Genomic DNA, 17,512 nt, shown 5'->3' with positions numbered 1-17,512 from the left:
GAAAGGTAAAACTGTTATACGTGAGGCGTATGAATACACCCGTCACCAGCGGTATTGACCGTATCGACCTGATGCAAACTTTTGTGCGTATTGTGGAAAGCGGCAGTTTGTCTGCGGCTGCGGCGCAACTGAGCACCAGCCAGCCGACCGTCAGTCGCCGTTTGCAGTCACTCGAGCGCCTGCTGGGCGCGAAACTTATCCTGCGCACCACCCACGCGATGAAGCTCACCGACGACGGCCAGCGGTGTTATGAGCAGGCAAAATTATTACTCGAACGCTGGGTCTCGCTGGAAGATCAACTAAGCGGGGCGGGTGATGAACCGGTGGGGACCCTGCGGGTGCGTGCGCCGCATGCGTTCGGACAGGACCAGCTGATAGCGCCGCTGACCCGTTATTTACAGCGATACCCGAATCTTTCCGTCGACTGGATGCTGAATGACCGCACGCCGGACTTCATTTCTGAAGATATTGACTGCGCCATTCAGGTGGGGAATGTTGCCGATCCGTCGATGGTGGCCATTTTGCTGGCCGAGGTGCCACGTATTGTGGTGGCGACGCCGGAACTGCTGCGGCAGCATCCGGTTACCCGGGTCAGCGAACTGGCAAAATTACCCTGGATTTCTTTCAGCACGTATTACCGCAACGAATTTACGCTAAAACATGACAATGACGGCAGAATGGAAAGTTGCAACATTGCGCCGCGTATGGCGACTGACAGTTTATACGCCATGCGTAAGGCCGCGTTGTCGGGATTAGGGGCGGGCATTGTGTCTGCGTGGATCGTCAAAGAAGACATCGCCGAAGGACGTTTACAGCGCGTATTACCCGGCTGGAACGCCTTGCCGCTGCCGGTTTATCTGGTCTATCCGTATTCCAGTTATTATCCGGCGCGCCTGCGCAAATTCCTCGAAATGATGCGCGGCGTGATGCCTGAACTGGCCGAAATGCAGACACCCGGCGGGTAGAAACACTCGGTTATGTCGCGAAACTGAGAGACTTAGCGCTAAACTTAAAACAGATAACGAAGAAAAAGCGAGGAATGTCGTGGAAGTCATCAAGGGAAAAGAACTACAGGTTTCAGATGCCGTTTATGCTTTCCAGATGGACGGACAGGGCGGCGTGAACGATATCAGTCCGCTATGTGTCGCCAGTGAAGATAAACCCTGCTGGTTGCATCTTGATTACACGCTTCCTGCCAGCGAACAGTGGATCAACAGTACGCCGGTGTTACCGGATACCGTGCGCGAGGCACTGGCCGGTGACAGCGTCCGCCCGAAAGTTATGCGCGTAGGCGAGGGCACGCTGATCACCTTGCGCAGTATCAATCTTAATGCGGATGCGCGGCCCGATCAGCTGGTCACCATCCGCGTCTACCTCACCGATAAAATGATTGTCTCCACGCGGCACCGGAAAGTGTTTTCCATGGAAGAGATGATCGGGGATATGAAGCAAGGCAGCGGGCCGCGGAATACCGGGCGCTGGCTGGTGGAAATTTGCGATGCGCTGACCGATCACACCAGTAATTTCATTGAAGATCTGCACGATAAAATTATCGATATTGAAGATGATTTGATGGAGCAGCAGGTGCCGGAGCGGGGTGCGATGGCGTTGCTGCGCAAACAGCTTATCGTTTTACGTCGCTATATGGCGCCGCAGCGCGATGTGTTCTCCCGCCTTGCCAGTGAACGCCTGCCGTGGATGAATGACGATGACCGCCGTCTGATGCAGGAAATTTCCGATCGGCTGGGGCGCGGGCTGGATGATCTGGATGCCAGCATTGCGCGTACTGCCGTGCTCTCGGATGAAATCAGCTCACTGTTGGCCGATTCACTGAACCGCCGCACTTACACCATGTCGCTGCTGGCGATGGTCTTCCTGCCTGCGACGTTCCTGACCGGTCTGTTTGGTGTCAATCTGGGCGGTATTCCCGGCAATACCTCGCCGTTTGGTTTCGGGATTTTCTGTGCCTGTCTGCTGGCGCTGGGCGGTGGTGTCGCACTGTGGATGAAAAAAAGCCGGTGGCTGTAGAGCATTAACTGGCTGAAAAAAAGCCAAAAAAAAGCCGGTCATAAGACCGGCGTCGTTCGAATTAAATTGTGCTATGCATTAATTCTAAAAATTTGGAAATAAGACAATATGGAGCACAACGCCCATCGCTTGACGTTGCATTCACCTGCGGAATAGATACTGCACCGATTCAGCCATTCTAATGTTGATTTCGCTCAATCTTTTTTAAGGTTTCTCCCCTGCGGAAGGCCTGTACAGGCATTTTTGCTTGCCTGCCTTATTTTCGACATAACAGGAGATTGCTGTGCATACCCGGGAAATGATTCATCAGGCGTATGAAAATACGACCACTAAAACATCCGGCATCTGGAAAAACCACCGCGACACGGGCGAAATCCGCACTGAGCCTTTTTATCACCCGACGCGGCTTGCCATCACCAGCGGTCATCGCGCAGGCCCCCGGATGGCGGGGTTACTGGCAGACTTAGCCACCGCTGCGCAGGGGGATCCGCTGGCCGATGTGGCGCGGGTTAACGGCATGCATTTCACCTTTTTCGCTATCACGCAGGCGCTGTATGACCGCCCTGAAGACGCGGAAGGCCTCGCGGATCTGATCAGCATTTTTGAACAGTATTGCCGTGGCCATGTTATGCAGATCAGCGATTTGCGGCTGGTGGCTTTACCGGATCAGCTTCTGCTGGCGGGATTTCCGGACGCGGAAAGTTTGCGGGTGAGACAGGCGCTGGTTGAGCATCTGCTGAATACGCCGTGGGCAGCCAGGATCAGAGAGCGATTCCCCAACACGGAAATCCCGCAAGTCTTCTGGCACAGCACCTTGCTGCGTTACAGCGCGCAATATCTGCCTGAATCGCTGCGTGTCTGGTTCCATGAAAACCGGCAGAAAGACTTTGGCTCGCTGAGTTTGCCGGTGAACCTTGTGATGACTAATTACAACTGGACGGAGACGTTCACACTAGCCTGATAAACAAAAAGCCCGCACTGCGCGGGCTATAAGATTCACAGTGAACGCTGCGCGGGAGATTATTTAATTTCCAGCACGTTCAGACGTTCAACCGGCACCGCCGCTTCATCTTCATCCGGCTGCCAGCCAACAGGCTGCAGCGGAATATCTTCACGGTCAAACGCCAGATCTCCACCGTCGACTACGGCATCGCCATGACGGATCCCTTTAAAATCGAACAGATTCATGTCATTGAGATGCGAAGGCACCACATTTTGCATCGCGCTGAACATGGTCTCAATGCGGCCAGGATATTTTTTATCCCAGTCTTTCAGCATGTCGCCGATAACCTGACGTTGCAGGTTTGGCTGCGAGCCGCACAGGTTACAAGGGATAATCGGGTATTCGCGCGCAATCGCAAAACGTTCGATATCTTTCTCGCGGCAGTATGCCAGCGGACGGATCACGATGTGTTTACCGTCGTCGCTCATCAGTTTTGGTGGCATTCCTTTCAGCTTGCCGCCGTAGAACATGTTGAGGAACAAGGTTTGCAGAATGTCATCGCGGTGATGGCCGAGGGCAATCTTGGTACAACCCAGTTCTGTCGCGGTGCGGTACAAAATCCCGCGGCGCAGACGTGAACACAGGGAACAGGTCGTTTTGCCTTCCGGGATTTTATCTTTGACGATGGAATAGGTGTCTTCGGTGACAATCTTATATTCCACACCCAGCGCGTCTAAATACTCAGGCAGGATGTGTGCCGGAAACCCCGGTTGTTTCTGGTCAAGATTGACCGCCACCAGTGAAAAATTCACCGGCGCGCTTTGTTGCAGGTTGCGCAAAATTTCGAGCATGGTGTAGCTGTCTTTTCCGCCGGAAAGACAAACCATAATGCGATCACCTTCTTCGATCATACCGAAGTCAGCAATTGCTTTCCCAACGTCACGGCGCAGGCGCTTTTGTAGCTTGTTGAGGTTGTACTGATCTTTTTTATTAACTAATTGATTATCTGACATTTTTTGATGTTCGATTCGTCTGGTGGCGCAGCAGGGGGAAAACCTGCAACGCGAGTTTCTTGTTCAGCATACCGGTCGGGTCGCTTTCATGCTCCAACTGCCGATGATAAAAGGCGGGTTTGTTCCCGCAGTCAGCATCCGGCATGCGTTCGTGTGGCGCGTATGATACGGATTACGCCGTGAAATGTCAGCGCGTTTTATAGCAGCATTCCGGCATGCTCCGCTTGGGGAAAGGGAGTTGCAGGTCTGGAATAAGAGGCGACCCTTATTTTCGGTGTCATAACGACAAATAGACTTTCAGATGTTCATGAGTATTTTCGGTCATCTCCGGCCAATAATCGGCAAATTTTTCAGGCAACAGTTTAGGTTATTTTACCTGTCCGCAGAGGGGAAGCGGGGCTGTTTAAGGGATTTTGTGCCTTGAATGACACACCTGTGATGAAGGTACGGGGGCAAATACAGATGTTTCTCAATGAACAAGCTGAAATGCTAACTATGCTTACTAAACGCATTGTTAAATCAGAATCACTTTCAGGAGAGAAGTATGAACAGGAAAAACCTTATTGCCGCGTCACTTGCCGCTGTATCCATTCTTTTTGTCGCAGGTTGCGCGTCTAATCAGGCGATTAAAACTACGGACGGGAAAACCATCGTCACAGACGGTAAACCTCAGGTAGATGACGATACCGGTCTGGTGTCTTATAAAAATGCCGAGACGGGTAAAACCGAGCAGATCAATCGCGACCAGGTTAAAAATATGAGTGAACTGGATAACTGATTTATCCGGAAATTCTGACAAAGGAGAGAATGATGAACAGGAATTTATTGCCTCAAAAAATGCTTTTGCCTTTAGCCGCTATCCTGTGTGTCGCAGCGCTGTCTGGCTGTACCCGCACGAGTTATGCGATTCAGACCAATGATGCGCGAACCATCATCAGCGACGGTAAACCGAAAGAAGCAGATTCCGGTCTGCTGGAATATACCGACGCCAATGGTGTGAAACAGCAAATCAGCAAAACTGAAGTGAAACAGGTAACAGAACTTCCGAAGTAAATCCGGTGCGTAATCTTTTTTTGTCTGATATTAAAACCCGCTGCTAAAGCGGGTTTTTTATGAACGGATTACCGCAAACCGTTGCCCAAATCTCTGCATTGGTTTTCTCATTGCCCCTATCTTTGCGACGTCACCACATTGCGTTTTAATGCTTTTTTGGCCAGTGCGGCTTTCATGCCTTTTTCTGCGCTGCGGTGCAATATCCAGCCGAACAGCAGAACTGACAGGGCGCACAGCAGGAACAGGAGCCGTCCCCACAACGGATTCGGCACCAGCACCATCAGCAGCAACCCCGCGCCCATGTACATCGAAATACGGCCGATTTTATCGCGCTGCAGGCGGTCGAACTCATCTTGTTCATGGTCGGCATAGACGGGTGTCTCCATGTCAGAAAAGAACTGCTGGCGCTGAGTTTCCCGCACCGTATCGGACTCGCGATAGAACAGGGTGGTCAGACAGAAGAACCCGCCGGTAAACACCAGGTGCGCAAAGATATTCCACATGATCGCCACATCCAGCAGCTCACGTGCCGTCAGGGTGATCCCCAGCAGACGGGCGACATCCGGCGCGGTGAACAGGTTCGCCACCACATAAGACACACATAATCCGAATAATACGGTGACCCATGCCGCCCAGTCCGGCGTTTTACGGATAAACACACCGAGGAACAGCGGCACCACAATCGGTGCCTGCATCAGCGTGCCGACTTTCATCATCAGGTCGAACAGGCTGACTGTCTGCATGGTGTGCATGTATTGCGCCACCAGAATGACCAGTACGCCATTCACCACGCAGGCAATCTGGCCGACGCGCAACTGATATTTGTCGCTGCGTTCACTGTCGCGGTTAATGACCGGCGTCCAGAAGCTGCGTACAAAAATCCCGGAATTACGGTTCAGTGCGCAATCCATAGAAGACATGGTGGCGGCGAACAGTCCGGCCATCAGCAGGCCGACGGTGCCCACCGGCATGGCGCGTTCTGCAAAAATCAGATACACCGCATCGGTCGCGTTTTTGCCCAGTTCCGGATGCGCGGTTGCCGCGTCAGGATAAAGGATCGCCACCGCCCACGGCGGAATGAACCAGATAATCGTACCGACCAGCATCAGCACTAACGCGAACAATGCCGCCTTTTTGGCATTGAAACTGTCTTTGGCATTCAGGAAGCGGTAGGAATCCTGCAGATTGTTGATGCTCTGCACATTCTTGATAAAGAAGAACAGGAAACAGGCCACCAGCAGGGAAATATAATGCGGGCCAACGTCAGGGCCGGTAATGAAGCCGGAAGGAAACTCCGTCACCAGTTTCACCGGGCCGCCGACTTTAAATAACGCCACCACTGCGCAGGCAATGGAAATAATCGCCACCACCAGCGTCTGCACAAAATCACTGGCGACCACGCCCCACGCCCCACTCAGCAGCGAAATCACCAGCACCACGATGCCCGTCACCCATAGCGTCAGAGTGATGTCGTGCCGGAATACCGCGCTGGCAAACACCGCCAGGCTGTTCAGCCATACGCCGGCGCTGAGAATGCTCAGCGGAATGATCATCCAGGTGAAAAACTGTTCGTTACCTTTGCCGAAGCGATGGTTGATTGCCTCGGTTGCGGTATCAACACGCAACTGGCGGAAGCGGGCGGCAAACCACCACCAGGCGATCAGATAGCCGAACACGTTACCGGCAAACACGCTGACGACATTGAAACCGTAGCGGTAAGCCTGACCGGCCGCACCGGTAAATGTCCAGGCGCTGAACTGGATCATAAAGGCGGTCGCGCCGACCATCCACCAGAGCATTCGCCCGCCGCCGCGGAAATAGTGGCTCGAGGAGCCGGACGCCATTTTTTTGAAGGCATAACTGATGGCAATCATTAAGACGAAGTAACCGATCATGACCAGAACGTTGATATCCATTGTCGTTACTCTCTTGTTTGTAGGGTGAGATGTTTTTTGGTTATGTATTGAGCAAGCGTAGAAGAGGGAATTGAAATTAAAAGTCGGACAAATAAGAAATGCTTAGTTTGTTATCAAATTGTGATTCTGGTCACTTGTTTGGCCTAATATCGGCTTTTAAGTCAATTCTGGCTGGCGAAAATGAAGGTTCATTGCTTTATTAGTATGACTAAAGCGTGAAATCTCAACGGGGAAATGGCGCGGAGCCGGGAGAATACATGACGTTAATGCTGTGCAGTAATGGAAAAGGAGTGACGGCCAGCCTGGTGCTGTTGCTGACGCTGATGACGGGTTCTGCCGGAGCACTGGCTGCGGAACCGGCATTTTTGAATACGGCGCAAATGTCTGTTGTCCGCCAGCAACTGCACGATCACCGTGCGGCACCGCAAACGGCGGAGGCGTATCAGCACTTGCTGGCCGCGGCGGATTCCGCCCTGAACAAGCCTGAGCTGAGCGTGACCGACAAAGGCATGACGCCGCCGGGAGGCTCGAAGCATGATTATCTCAGCCTGAGTGCGTACTGGTGGCCGGACGACAGCACACCCGACGGGCTGCCGTGGGTGCGCAAGGACGGTCATGTGAATCCCGCCAGTAAAAACGACCAGAGTGATGGCGTGCGGCTGGCCGATTTTACCGCACGGGTGCAGAACCTGACGCTGGCGTGGTATTTCTCCGGCGAACAGAAATACGCCGATAAAGCCGCCAGCCTGCTGCGCACCTGGTTTATCAACCCGGAAACGCGCATGAACCCGAATCTGAATTATGCGCAGGGCGTGCCGGGCATTTCGCCGGGACGTAACGCCGGTGTGCTGGATGGCCGCTATTTCTCCACCCGAATTGTCGATTCGTTAGTGCTGTTGCGCGGAAATCCGGCCTGGACAGATAACGACGAACAGCAAATGCGGGCGTGGATGCAGGATTATCTGCAGTGGTTGCAGGGCAGTAAAATCGCGAAAAAAGAAGGACGAACGGAGAACAATCACGGTAACTGGTATGTGACACAAGTCTCCGGTATTGCCTGGTATCTGGGCGATAAAGCGCTGACTGGCGACATGGCGAAGCTGATGAAAAGCAAGCTGGATGTGCAACTCAAACCCGATGGCACGCAGCCTGCCGAGCTGGCGCGCACGCGTTCGTTTCATTACAGCTATTTCAATTTGCAGGCGATCAGCATGATGGCGGTGCTGGCGCAGAAAAACGGCATTGACCTCTGGCATTACAAAACACCACAAGGCGGCAGCGTGCTGACCTCGCTGGATTTCATGGCGCGCTTTACCGATCCGTCAGTGCCCTGGCCATACAAGTCACTCGATCAGATCCGTGTGCGTCCGGTGCCGTTGCTGTCCTGGGCGGATAACGCTACGGGTGAAAACCGTTACGAACAATACATCCGCAGCGCGAAATTCACCTTGCCGCCAGCGGTGAAACCGGCTTCCGGCGGATACCACGAAGACCTGACCCGTGGCGCGGTGATGGAGGCTGAACGCGAAACCTGGCTGCTGTCATTGCCATCGTTTGCGGCAGGATATGTCGCGCCACAGCCTCAGGAGATGCATAAATGAATCACTGGCAGCCGTTGCAGATAAGCGCGGGCGAAGCGGATGAACTGCGCGGACAGATTAATGCAGATTCTCCTTTGGGTGCGGCGCTGCGTGCGCAAATCGCCACGCTGGAAAACATGCTCGTGCAGCCGCTGACGATTCCCGGTCACGGCGAGGCAGGTGGCCCTGAGCATACGCAGCACAAGCAAAACTATCTGGGAATCAATCTGGCGGGGCGTTTAGCGCTGATCACCGGTGAGCCACGTTTTGCCGATTATGCGCTGGCGCTGCTGACCGGTTATGCCGATATTTATCCCTCGCTGGGCAGCGCGACCAGCAAAGACAGCAATGCGCCCGGTCGTTTGTTCCATCAGACCCTGAATGAAAATATGTTCTGGCTGTACGCCGTCGAAGGCTACCACTGTGTGATGCCATCGCTTAGCGCGGCTCAGCGGGAACATATCGAAACTAACCTGTTTCAGGTGATGGCAGATGATGCGCTGAACCGGCATAGCCGTGATTTCGATATCGTGCATAACCACGGTATCTGGTCGGTGGCCGCAGCGGCGATCAGCGGTTATGTGCTGGGCGATGCATCGCTGGTAGAAAAAGCCTTATATGGCCTGAAAGGCGACAGTGAAAGTGGCGGATTCTTTGCCCAGCTCAGCCAGCTTTTTTCGCCGGACGGTTATTATATCGAAGGGCCGTATTACCACCGCTTTGCGTTGCGCCCGTTGTTACTGCTGGCGGAGGCCATTGAACGGCGTCAGCCGGATTTACAGATTTATCAGTTCCGTGAGCAGATTATCCGTAAAACCTGTGAAGCCCTGATGCAGACCGCATTCCCCGACGGCGTCTGGCCTGCGCTGAATGATTCCTCTAAAACCATCAATATCCGTGATGACGGCGCGGTGATCGCCGCCAGCGTCTGCTATTCCCGCTATGGCCACAATCCGCAGTGGATTGCTGTCGCACAACAACAGCAAACGGTATGGGTGAGTGCGGCCGCGCTGAAACTCTCTGCTGCCCTGAAAAAAGCCCTGGCAACGCCCGTGGACTGGGGCAGCGCAGAACTGCGTGATGGTCCGCAAGGCACGCAGGGCGGCATCGGGATTTTACGCAGTGACGCAGAAAATCAGGATATGGCGCTGATGTGGTACGGCCAGCACGGCAGCATTCCCCGCCTGCATTCGGCGCTCAATCACGGCCACTTTGATGGCCTGCATCTTAGCCTGTTCAGCGGCGGACGCGAGTTCCTGCGTGATTACGGCTTTGGCCGCTGGGTCAACGTCGAGCCAAAATTCGGTGGCCGCTACATTCCTGAAAACAATAGTTACTGCAAGCAGACCGTCGCGCACAACACCGTGGTGGTTGACGGGCAAAGCCAGAATGGCGGCAACAGTCTTGAAGCCGAAACACGCTGGGGCGAACCGCATTTCTTCGTCACGGGTAATCCGGCCTGTCAGGGGATGAGTGCGCGGCTTAATGATTATTATCCGGGGGTGAACCAGCAACGGACGGTACTGATGCTGAGCCTGCCGGAACTGTCTTCGCCGCTGATCGTCGATGTGTTCCGGCTTACCAGCCATGAGCCGCACCAGTACGATTATTGCCTGCATCATCTCGGTCAGTTTGTCCGCACTGATGCCGCTCTTGATGCTGCCAGCCAGCTGACGCCACTCGGTGAAGATCACGGCTATCAGCATTTATGGGATTGCGCGAGGGCTGATATTACGGCGGGAGATTCGGCCTTATTCAGCTGGCTTGACGGCGACAGTTACCGCACCCTGGTCAGCGCCTTTCCCGACGGTGGCGAACTGATTGTCGCCCGCACCGGGGCCAGCGATCCGAATTTTAACCTGCGTAATGAACCCGCTTTACTGCTGCGAACCCGGGGGACAAACGCCATTTTCGCCAGCGTGTTTGAAACCCACGGCTATTTTGATGAAGCCAGCGAAATGTCCCTCGACGCGCGCGGCAAGGTTGAACGCGTCAGCGTGGTCAGCCATGACGACGTGCAAACCGAACTGAATATTTACTTTGCCGCCAACCGGACACTGAACGTCCGCATCAGCAACCGCGCCGCACCGGCTGCGGAAGATGCGTTCAGCGTGGCGTGGCAATCCGTTTCACCTCTGAACATCCCTGAATCATAAAGGAGTCACTATGTTTAACGATTTGAAAGGTCAGCGTGTTTTGATCACCGGTTCAACCAAAGGTATCGGGCTGGCGGCGGCGCAGGCATTTGCCGCAGCGGGCGCAAAAGTCGGGATTAACGGCCATCGTCATGATGCCAGCCTGGACAAACTGGCGGCTGATATCGCTAAGAACGGCGGCGAAGTGGCCTATTTTGGTGCGGATGTGACGAAGTCGGCCGAGTGCGAAGCGCTGGTGGCGAGTTTTGTCGAACGCTTTGGTGGCATTGATGTGCTGATTAATAACGCAGGCGGCCTGGGCGGACGTCAGGGACTGGAAAGCATTGACGATGATTTTTATGACCATGTGATGGATCTCAATGCCCGCTCGGCGCTGATGGTCACAAAATTTGCTATTCCGCATCTGCGTCACGCGGCGAAACAAAGCGGCAAAACCACATCGGTGATCAGCACCGGTTCGATTGCCGGACGCGAAGGCGGCGGGCCGGGTGCCAGTCTCTACGCCGCCTCAAAGGCCTGGCTGCACAATGTGCACCGCAACTGGGTGAAAGAATTCACCCGGGACAATATCCGCTTTAACGTGATCGCGCCGGGCACCATCGACACCGTTTTTCACGCGGATAAAAGCGCAGAAGTGCGTGAAAAAATCGCCGGCTCCATCGCCATGGGCCGTTTCGGCACCGCTGAAGAACTGGCACCGTCGTACCTGTTTTTCGCCTCGCACGCCTGCAGTGGTTACATTACCGGCCAGATTCTGGATGTGAATGGCGGCCAGATGGCGCCGTAGCGCACAGTTCGGGTGTTTCAGTGTGGCGGGGGCATGCAGCGCGCCGCCACCTGAACTATGATGTCGGCAATCTGCACAGGAAAAAGGGAAGAGCATGACGATGCAGTTTGAAACCGCCGCAGGCATGACCCGTGGCCTGAATACCCATATCGCCCGCGACATCGCCCGCAAAATTCTTTCGGGCGAACTGGCATCAGGCGCGATACTGCCGAGTGAAATCGAGCTGGGCGAACAGTTTGGCGTCAGCCGTACTGCGTTGCGTGAAGCGCTGAAACTGCTGACCTCCAAGGGATTACTGGAGTCGCGGCCAAAAATCGGCACCCGCGTGAAAGAGCGTCCGCAATGGAACATGCTGGATCCGCAGTTGCTGGAGTGGATGCAGGGCATGGAAGCGACGGAAGATATTTATCACCAGTTTCTGGAATTTCGCAAAGCGATTGAACCGCACGCCACCGCGCTGGCGGCGGTGAACGCCAGTAAAGAGCAACGCATTGAACTCTCAAGAATTTATCGCCAGATGTGTCACGTAGCCGAAAACTTCGATGCACAACATTGGGTCGATATCGATACGCAGTTCCACCGGATGATTTTCATTTCCTCCGGAAACTGTTTTTACGTGCCGTTCGGCAACGTGCTGACCACCATTTTCAAATGGTTCTTTGAGTATTCCTCAAAAGAAGGGGGCATGTGCCTCAGTGAACATAAACGTATTTACGAAGCGATCATGGCCGGTGACGAAGGTGCGGCATTTTCTGCCTCGCTGAGTCTGATGAAAGGGCATAAGCACCGGTTGCATCAGACATAACGTTCAGCAAAACCGTTTCATGCCGTTCCTCCCGATGCGCAGATCTCTCTGCGCATTTTTTATGTCTGATGATCCTCAAATGAGCTCACTGATACAAAAATGAAACAAACGTCACGGGCGGTTACGCCCCAGTGCCAGTGGGTTATATAGACTTGTCATAATTATTACGGTTTAATCATTTTATCAGGACATAATATTTTATGGCGCAGAGTGATTAACGATATTTATTTTAGTTATTAACCCGGTGAATATATGAAAATACTCAAGGTCAGTGATTTCTTTCTCTCGGAACATCATGCTTTCAGTTTATTCGATATGAATCGCCAGTCGATGGAAGATGTACACGGGCATGAGTTTGATGAGCTGGTTATTGTCCGCAACGGCAGCGGGTTTCATATAATCAACGACCAGGCGGAATTTATTCATAAAGGCGATTTTTTCATCGTCAGCGCTCATGATGTCCATTGTTATGAATCCACCAATAAGCTGTCAATTACTAATATTTTGCTCCATAAAGAGCGCCCGTTTTATTTTCTCAATAATATTGGACAACTGACTGCGGGGATCAAAGATTATACTGCCTCGATAAAAAAGCGGCGTGCAGGATTAACGGACGAGGAACTGACGAAAGTTATTGAGCTGACCGATAAAATCACCCGACAAAGTGATGCCTGTTACGACAACGCCTACTTTGCCACAGCAGAGTCTTATTTATTTTCGATGATGGTCATCCTGTACCAGTGTGCGACCCGCAAGGAATGCCGGGCCAGCCCGACAGATTCCGGCAAGCGACATCTGCTGAATTATTTACGCGAGAATTACACATGCAGCATCAACTGGGATTATTTATGTGAAGAAAGTGGTGTGGCAAAAAGAACGATGTTCAGATTTATAAAAGAGATGACAGGATTTACACCTGAAAAATTTCAGCAGCGTTACCGTCTGTTAAAAACACAGGAATTATTGCGTACCTCAGATTTAACTGTCGGGAAAATAGCCACCGTGTGCGGTTTTTCCACCCCATCACGTCTGACGGAAGCCTATAAAAAAGAGTTTCACAGAACACCCTCTCAGGAGCGAATGAGAGTCAGTAACAGTGTGATTAAAACACGCTATTAAAAACAAAATTCAATMATAAGAATTAATAATATAAAACCATAACAACACTAAGAATTAAGGATAACTCACGGACTTTTTTATTCACCATTACCTCTGAAGGACATTATTATGTCAACCACTAAACAACCTAATCCCTGGTACGTCGGGGTGGTTTCCGGCATGGCGTCATATATTGATTCAGCCGCGATTGTTTCAAACGGAACGGCCCTGGTTATTTATCAGAAAACGATAGGGACAACATCAGCTCAGATAGGCATACTTTCTGGCATATTAACCCTGAGTATTGCACTGGGTGCATTTCTGGGCGGCAGACTGGGGGATTGTTATGGCCGACGCAAAGTGTTTATTGTCACCATGGCAATGATCATTATCGGTACGCTGCTGCTGGCATTCGGCAATACCTTTCCGGTGCTGCTGACTGGCACATTGTTGGTCGGGTTAGCTACCGGTGCAGACTTACCGGTATCACTGGCGACCATTGCTGAAGCGGCGACGGATAAAAATCGCGGGAAAATTATCGGATTGTCGAATCTGCTGTGGTTTTTGGGGATTGGCACCACGATGGCAATTTCTGCCATGGTGGGCGACTGGGGAAGGCCCGGTGCGCAGATTATGTATCTGCATGTCTGCGTGGTGGCCGTCGTTCTGCTGGCGTTGCGCTGTACGATCCCGGAGTCGCCTTTATGGCTGATTGCCCGAAACGAACGGCGTGCAGGCATTGTCACGGTGCGTGCGCAGAAAGCGTCGTTTAAAGATCTTATCCACGGGAAATATCTGTGGCCGTTTATTGCGTTGTGTCTGTTCTATACTTTTACTAATCTTGCAGCGAATACCGGCGGTCAGTTTGGGACTTATATTGCAGTTAACGTAGTGGGTATTTCCGTCGGGCAACACTCGCTGTGGAACCTGCTGACCATGCCGGTCGGGGTATTTGCCGGGATCATGTTTATGCGCTTTGTCGATACACCGAAACGTATCCCCGCGTTTATTTTGGGGGCATTTTGTTTCGCGGGAGGATTCTTCCTGCCGGTAGTATTTAACTTTTCACCCGTATCCTGGTTCTGTTGTTTATTCTTTACCGCGATAGGCAGTGGTCTGGCCTTCGAAGGGATAATGAAAGTCTGGTCGCAGGAATCCTTCCCGACCATGCTCCGGTCTACAGCACAAGGTATTATCGTCGCTATTTCCCGGTTGTTATGCGGTGTGCTGGCATTCATTACGCCACTGCTGCTTGATGCCGGTCCGCTGGTATTGTATTTCATCTTATCCTCTACGGTGGCTTCCGGTTTATTGATCGGCTGGATCTGTTTCCACGGCAAGCAAAGGAATGAATTTAACAGCGAAGCCGGTACGGTTATTAAAGAACCGGCAACACAATATCCGGCATCCGCTATAAAGCAAATCTAGTTGTTTATTTTACCGCTCAGACAACATTACATGAGGAGTAAGGCATTATGCTCGCAGTGATCAGACTTACAGTAAATCAGGAATCTGCATTGCACGGTGTGCAGGAACTGCCTGTATTAGGCTGGGAAATTGAAAGCCATAACAGAAATGTCCGGCAAACTGCTTACCGGATCCAGATCAGCCAGGATCAGAATTTTGATAATATCCTGCTTCGCGGCGAATGGCAGGAAAGCGAATGTTCAAATAATGTTTCCCTGACGGAATTAATGCTCACATCCTCGCAGCATTATTTTATCCGTGTACAGATACGTGATAATTATGGCGAAACCAGTGCCTGGAGTTCACCTGCGGAGATGATTTCCGGCGTGCTGTATAGCCATGAATGGCTGGCTGATTTTATTACCGCCGAAACGTCGGCAGATAAAGACAATTCCGGCGCAACATTATTGCGAAAACCTTTTGTTCTGAACCGTGCGGAAGATATTCAGTCTGCCTTTATTCATGTCAGTGCACTCGGACTTTATGAATTACATCTCAACGGTCATAAAGTCGGAGAAGATGCCCTGACGCCCGGCTGGACGAGTTATCACCATCATTTACTTTATCAGACTTATGATGTGACGGGACATCTGGAAAAAGGCGAAAACGTTATTGGCGCTATTGTCGGTGCGGGCTGGTACAAAGGCGATATGGGCTTCAGCCGTCATCGCAATTATTATGGTGAACGGAGCGCACTTATTTCCCAACTGGTCATAAATTATAACGATGGCTCGCATGAAATTGTGGTCAGCGATGAAAGCTGGAAAGGGCAGGATTCCGCCATTCTGTTTTCAGAAATCTATGACGGCGAAACTTACGATGCGCGCAGGGAAATCCCCGGCTGGTGCGTGAAAGGTTTCGCAGAGAAGGGATGGCGTCCGGTCAGTCTGGCGATGCATGAAAAATCCACACTGGTGGCGCAGGGAAGCAACAGGGTCAGGAAAATGGGAGAAATTAAGCCTGTTGCGCTGCTCACCACGCCGCAAGGCGACACAGTCATTGATTTTGGCCAGAATCTTAGTGGCTGGGTAGAGTTTACGGTCAGCGGCAAGGCGGGCGATAAAGTCGTGTTACGCCACTTTGAAGTGCTGGACGCAGAGGGCAATGTGTATCTCGATAATCTGCGTTCTGCCCGACAGCGCACTGAATATGTGCTCAAAGGTAAAGGGGCAGAAACCTGGCATCCGCACTTCACCTGGCAAGGTTTCCGCTTTGTGAAGGTTGAGGAATATCCGGCGCAGTTGGATCTGAATAACTTCACCGCCATTGTTTTGCATTCCGATATGGAGCAGACCGGGTCTTTCGCCTGTTCAAACCCGGATCTGAATCAGTTACACCACAATATTCTGTGGGGGCTGAAAGGTAACTTTGTCGACGTGCCGACGGACTGCCCGCAACGTGACGAGCGGCTTGGCTGGACGGGGGATGCGCAGATTTTTTGCCGTACGGCGAGTTATCTGATGCAAACCCGCAATTTCTTCGCCAAATGGCTGACCGATCTTCGTTATGACCAGACGGCTGAGGGCGGTGTGCCGCACGTTATTCCGGATATTCTGACCGGTTACTGTGGCCAGGACCGCCTGTTGTCTGAAGGCGGAACCCATTCTGCCTCGGCCTGGGCTGATGCCGCGGTGATCAACCCGTGGACAATGTACCTGATGTATGGCGATACCAACGTGCTGGAAAACCAGTATGCCAGCATGAAAGGCTGGATTGATTTCATGACCGCGCATGCGGAAAATCACCTCTGGCATTACAAATTACAGTTTGGTGACTGGGTGGCGCTGGATGCCAAAGAGGGCAGTTATTTCGGTGCTACCCCAAACGACCTGACCTGCACGGCGTATTACGCTTATTCCACGCAATTGTTCGCCAAAGCCGCCAAAGCGCTGAATCGTACTGAAGACTATCAACATTACACTGCCTTGCATCAGGCGATTGTCCGTCGTTTTCAGGAGGAGTTCTTTACGCCATCGGGTCGTCTGGCGGCCAGAACGCAAACCGCGCATATTCTGGCACTGTACTTCAATCTGGTCCCTGACGAATTCCGCCAGCGCACCACCGATACGCTGGTTGAATTGCTCAACGAGCACGACGGGCATCTGGTGACCGGCTTCGTCGGCACGCCGTATTTCTGTCACGCACTCAGCCAGAATGGCCGTACTAAAGAAGCCTGGAATTTACTGCTGAAAGAGGATTTCCCTTCGTGGCTGTATCAGGTGAAAGCCGGTGCCACCACTGTCTGGGAACACTGGGACGGCATCAAACCGGACGGCAGCATGTGGAGCGCGGACATGAATTCCTTCAATCACTACGCTTACGGCGCGGTGGGGGAATGGCTCTACCGCGTGGCGGCAGGGATTGAAGCTGATGAGGAACAGCCCGGATTCAAACACGTCATCATCAAACCGCAGACCGGCGGCGGCCTGAGCTGGCTGGATACCCGTTATCAGTCAATCTATGGTGCGATTGGGGTACGCTGGGAAGTGAGTGATCAGCAGGTGATTCTTAAGGTCAGTATTCCGGCCAATACCACCGCCACACTTGTCCTGACGGACGGTCAAAGCTTGCAGGAAACGGATGGGATTGATTTTGTGCGCTGTGCTGACGGGTATACCGCTGAGGTGGGATCGGGGGAATATCGGGTGGAATACCGGTTAGTTTAG

At 52.5% G+C, this 17,512-nt stretch carries 14 protein-coding genes and 1 pseudogene; 12 read left to right on the top strand and 3 right to left on the bottom strand.

Annotation, left to right across the window (positions count from 1 at the left end):
• The first annotated feature begins 29 nt into the window (after positions 1 to 29).
• The 3 genes from AC1DUO_RS01125 (at position 30) to AC1DUO_RS01115 (ending at position 2,989) form a co-directional block, all read left to right on the top strand.
• Positions 30 to 965, top strand: coding sequence for a LysR family transcriptional regulator (locus tag AC1DUO_RS01125; RefSeq protein ID WP_013575378.1), 936 nt, complete (start codon positions 30 to 32; stop codon positions 963 to 965).
• A gap of 79 nt (positions 966 to 1,044) precedes the next feature.
• Entirely contained in the window at positions 1,045 to 2,028 is a 984-nt protein-coding gene (gene zntB / locus AC1DUO_RS01120; protein ID WP_013575379.1) for a zinc transporter ZntB, read from the top strand.
• A gap of 283 nt (positions 2,029 to 2,311) precedes the next feature.
• A complete protein-coding gene (locus AC1DUO_RS01115; RefSeq protein WP_477986245.1) occupies positions 2,312 to 2,989 on the top strand; it encodes a hypothetical protein in 678 nt (225 codons plus the stop codon).
• A 59-nt stretch (positions 2,990 to 3,048) separates the two neighbouring features.
• Here AC1DUO_RS01115 and ttcA read toward each other — a convergent pair whose 3' ends face one another.
• Both ttcA and AC1DUO_RS01105 read right to left on the bottom strand, forming a co-directional pair.
• Positions 3,049 to 3,984, bottom strand: a complete 936-nt coding sequence (gene ttcA, locus AC1DUO_RS01110) for a tRNA 2-thiocytidine(32) synthetase TtcA (protein WP_037033926.1) — start codon at positions 3,982 to 3,984, stop codon at positions 3,049 to 3,051.
• Between the two features lie 105 nt (positions 3,985 to 4,089).
• A pseudogene (locus AC1DUO_RS01105) lies at positions 4,090 to 4,221 on the bottom strand (site-specific integrase); the annotation flags it as partial.
• A gap of 307 nt (positions 4,222 to 4,528) precedes the next feature.
• On the opposite strand from AC1DUO_RS01105, the gene AC1DUO_RS01100 reads away from it, so the two are divergent.
• Both AC1DUO_RS01100 and AC1DUO_RS01095 read left to right on the top strand, forming a co-directional pair.
• Positions 4,529 to 4,762, top strand: a complete 234-nt coding sequence (locus AC1DUO_RS01100) for a YgdI/YgdR family lipoprotein (protein ID WP_015689902.1) — start codon at positions 4,529 to 4,531, stop codon at positions 4,760 to 4,762.
• Between the two features lie 32 nt (positions 4,763 to 4,794).
• Entirely contained in the window at positions 4,795 to 5,037 is a 243-nt protein-coding gene (locus tag AC1DUO_RS01095) for a YgdI/YgdR family lipoprotein (RefSeq protein WP_013575383.1), read from the top strand.
• A 116-nt stretch (positions 5,038 to 5,153) separates the two neighbouring features.
• On the opposite strand, the gene AC1DUO_RS01090 is transcribed toward AC1DUO_RS01095, so the two are convergent.
• Positions 5,154 to 6,953, bottom strand: a complete 1,800-nt coding sequence (locus AC1DUO_RS01090; RefSeq protein WP_112152469.1) for a sodium:solute symporter family transporter — start codon at positions 6,951 to 6,953, stop codon at positions 5,154 to 5,156.
• 257 nt (positions 6,954 to 7,210) lie between these two features.
• On the opposite strand from AC1DUO_RS01090, the gene AC1DUO_RS01085 reads away from it, so the two are divergent.
• The 7 genes from AC1DUO_RS01085 to AC1DUO_RS01055 all read left to right on the top strand — a co-directional run bounded on the left by AC1DUO_RS01085 (position 7,211) and on the right by AC1DUO_RS01055 (position 17,512).
• Positions 7,211 to 8,554, top strand: coding sequence for an alginate lyase family protein (locus tag AC1DUO_RS01085; RefSeq protein WP_250981163.1), 1,344 nt, complete (start codon positions 7,211 to 7,213; stop codon positions 8,552 to 8,554).
• Positions 8,551 to 10,689 (top strand): heparinase II/III domain-containing protein, encoded by a 2,139-nt coding sequence (locus tag AC1DUO_RS01080; RefSeq protein ID WP_477986241.1) that lies wholly within the window; start codon positions 8,551 to 8,553, stop codon positions 10,687 to 10,689. The genes AC1DUO_RS01085 and AC1DUO_RS01080 overlap by 4 nt, the downstream gene beginning before the upstream one ends.
• Positions 10,690 to 10,699: 10 nt before the next feature.
• The gene (locus tag AC1DUO_RS01075) at positions 10,700 to 11,476 is read left to right on the top strand and encodes an SDR family NAD(P)-dependent oxidoreductase (RefSeq protein ID WP_013575387.1); all 777 of its coding nucleotides are present in this window, start codon (positions 10,700 to 10,702) and stop codon (positions 11,474 to 11,476) included.
• Between the two features lie 94 nt (positions 11,477 to 11,570).
• Positions 11,571 to 12,281 carry a FadR/GntR family transcriptional regulator gene (locus AC1DUO_RS01070; protein ID WP_013575388.1) on the top strand — a complete coding sequence of 237 codons (711 nt, stop codon included), beginning with the start codon at positions 11,571 to 11,573 and terminating at the stop codon, positions 12,279 to 12,281.
• Between the two features lie 252 nt (positions 12,282 to 12,533).
• A complete protein-coding gene (locus AC1DUO_RS01065) occupies positions 12,534 to 13,400 on the top strand; it encodes a helix-turn-helix domain-containing protein (RefSeq protein ID WP_112152472.1) in 867 nt (288 codons plus the stop codon).
• A gap of 108 nt (positions 13,401 to 13,508) precedes the next feature.
• Positions 13,509 to 14,807, top strand: coding sequence for an MFS transporter (locus AC1DUO_RS01060; protein WP_013575390.1), 1,299 nt, complete (start codon positions 13,509 to 13,511; stop codon positions 14,805 to 14,807).
• A gap of 47 nt (positions 14,808 to 14,854) precedes the next feature.
• Positions 14,855 to 17,512 (top strand): family 78 glycoside hydrolase catalytic domain, encoded by a 2,658-nt coding sequence (locus AC1DUO_RS01055; RefSeq protein ID WP_477986237.1) that lies wholly within the window; start codon positions 14,855 to 14,857, stop codon positions 17,510 to 17,512.

This window comes from Rahnella sp. P4_A8, from assembly GCF_056402435.1.
The sequence above is the reverse complement of the archived record's forward strand: the minus strand, read 5'-3'. Positions and strand labels throughout refer to the sequence as shown.

What these genes read in the sequence shown, in the direction of transcription:
- AC1DUO_RS01070 (WP_013575388.1), top strand. Translation starts at nt 11,571, where the DNA reads ATGACGATGCAGTTTGAAACCGCCGCAGGCATGACCCGTGGCCTGAAT.
- AC1DUO_RS01075 (WP_013575387.1), top strand. Translation starts at nt 10,700, where the DNA reads ATGTTTAACGATTTGAAAGGTCAGCGTGTTTTGATCACCGGTTCAACC.
- AC1DUO_RS01080 (WP_477986241.1), top strand. Translation starts at nt 8,551, where the DNA reads ATGAATCACTGGCAGCCGTTGCAGATAAGCGCGGGCGAAGCGGATGAA.
- AC1DUO_RS01125 (WP_013575378.1), top strand. Translation starts at nt 30, where the DNA reads ATGAATACACCCGTCACCAGCGGTATTGACCGTATCGACCTGATGCAA.
- AC1DUO_RS01100 (WP_015689902.1), top strand. Translation starts at nt 4,529, where the DNA reads ATGAACAGGAAAAACCTTATTGCCGCGTCACTTGCCGCTGTATCCATT.
- AC1DUO_RS01060 (WP_013575390.1), top strand. Translation starts at nt 13,509, where the DNA reads ATGTCAACCACTAAACAACCTAATCCCTGGTACGTCGGGGTGGTTTCC.
- AC1DUO_RS01090 (WP_112152469.1), bottom strand. Translation starts at nt 6,953, where the DNA reads ATGGATATCAACGTTCTGGTCATGATCGGTTACTTCGTCTTAATGATT.
- AC1DUO_RS01085 (WP_250981163.1), top strand. Translation starts at nt 7,211, where the DNA reads ATGACGTTAATGCTGTGCAGTAATGGAAAAGGAGTGACGGCCAGCCTG.
- AC1DUO_RS01065 (WP_112152472.1), top strand. Translation starts at nt 12,534, where the DNA reads ATGAAAATACTCAAGGTCAGTGATTTCTTTCTCTCGGAACATCATGCT.
- ttcA (WP_037033926.1), bottom strand. Translation starts at nt 3,984, where the DNA reads ATGTCAGATAATCAATTAGTTAATAAAAAAGATCAGTACAACCTCAAC.
- AC1DUO_RS01055 (WP_477986237.1), top strand. Translation starts at nt 14,855, where the DNA reads ATGCTCGCAGTGATCAGACTTACAGTAAATCAGGAATCTGCATTGCAC.
- AC1DUO_RS01095 (WP_013575383.1), top strand. Translation starts at nt 4,795, where the DNA reads ATGAACAGGAATTTATTGCCTCAAAAAATGCTTTTGCCTTTAGCCGCT.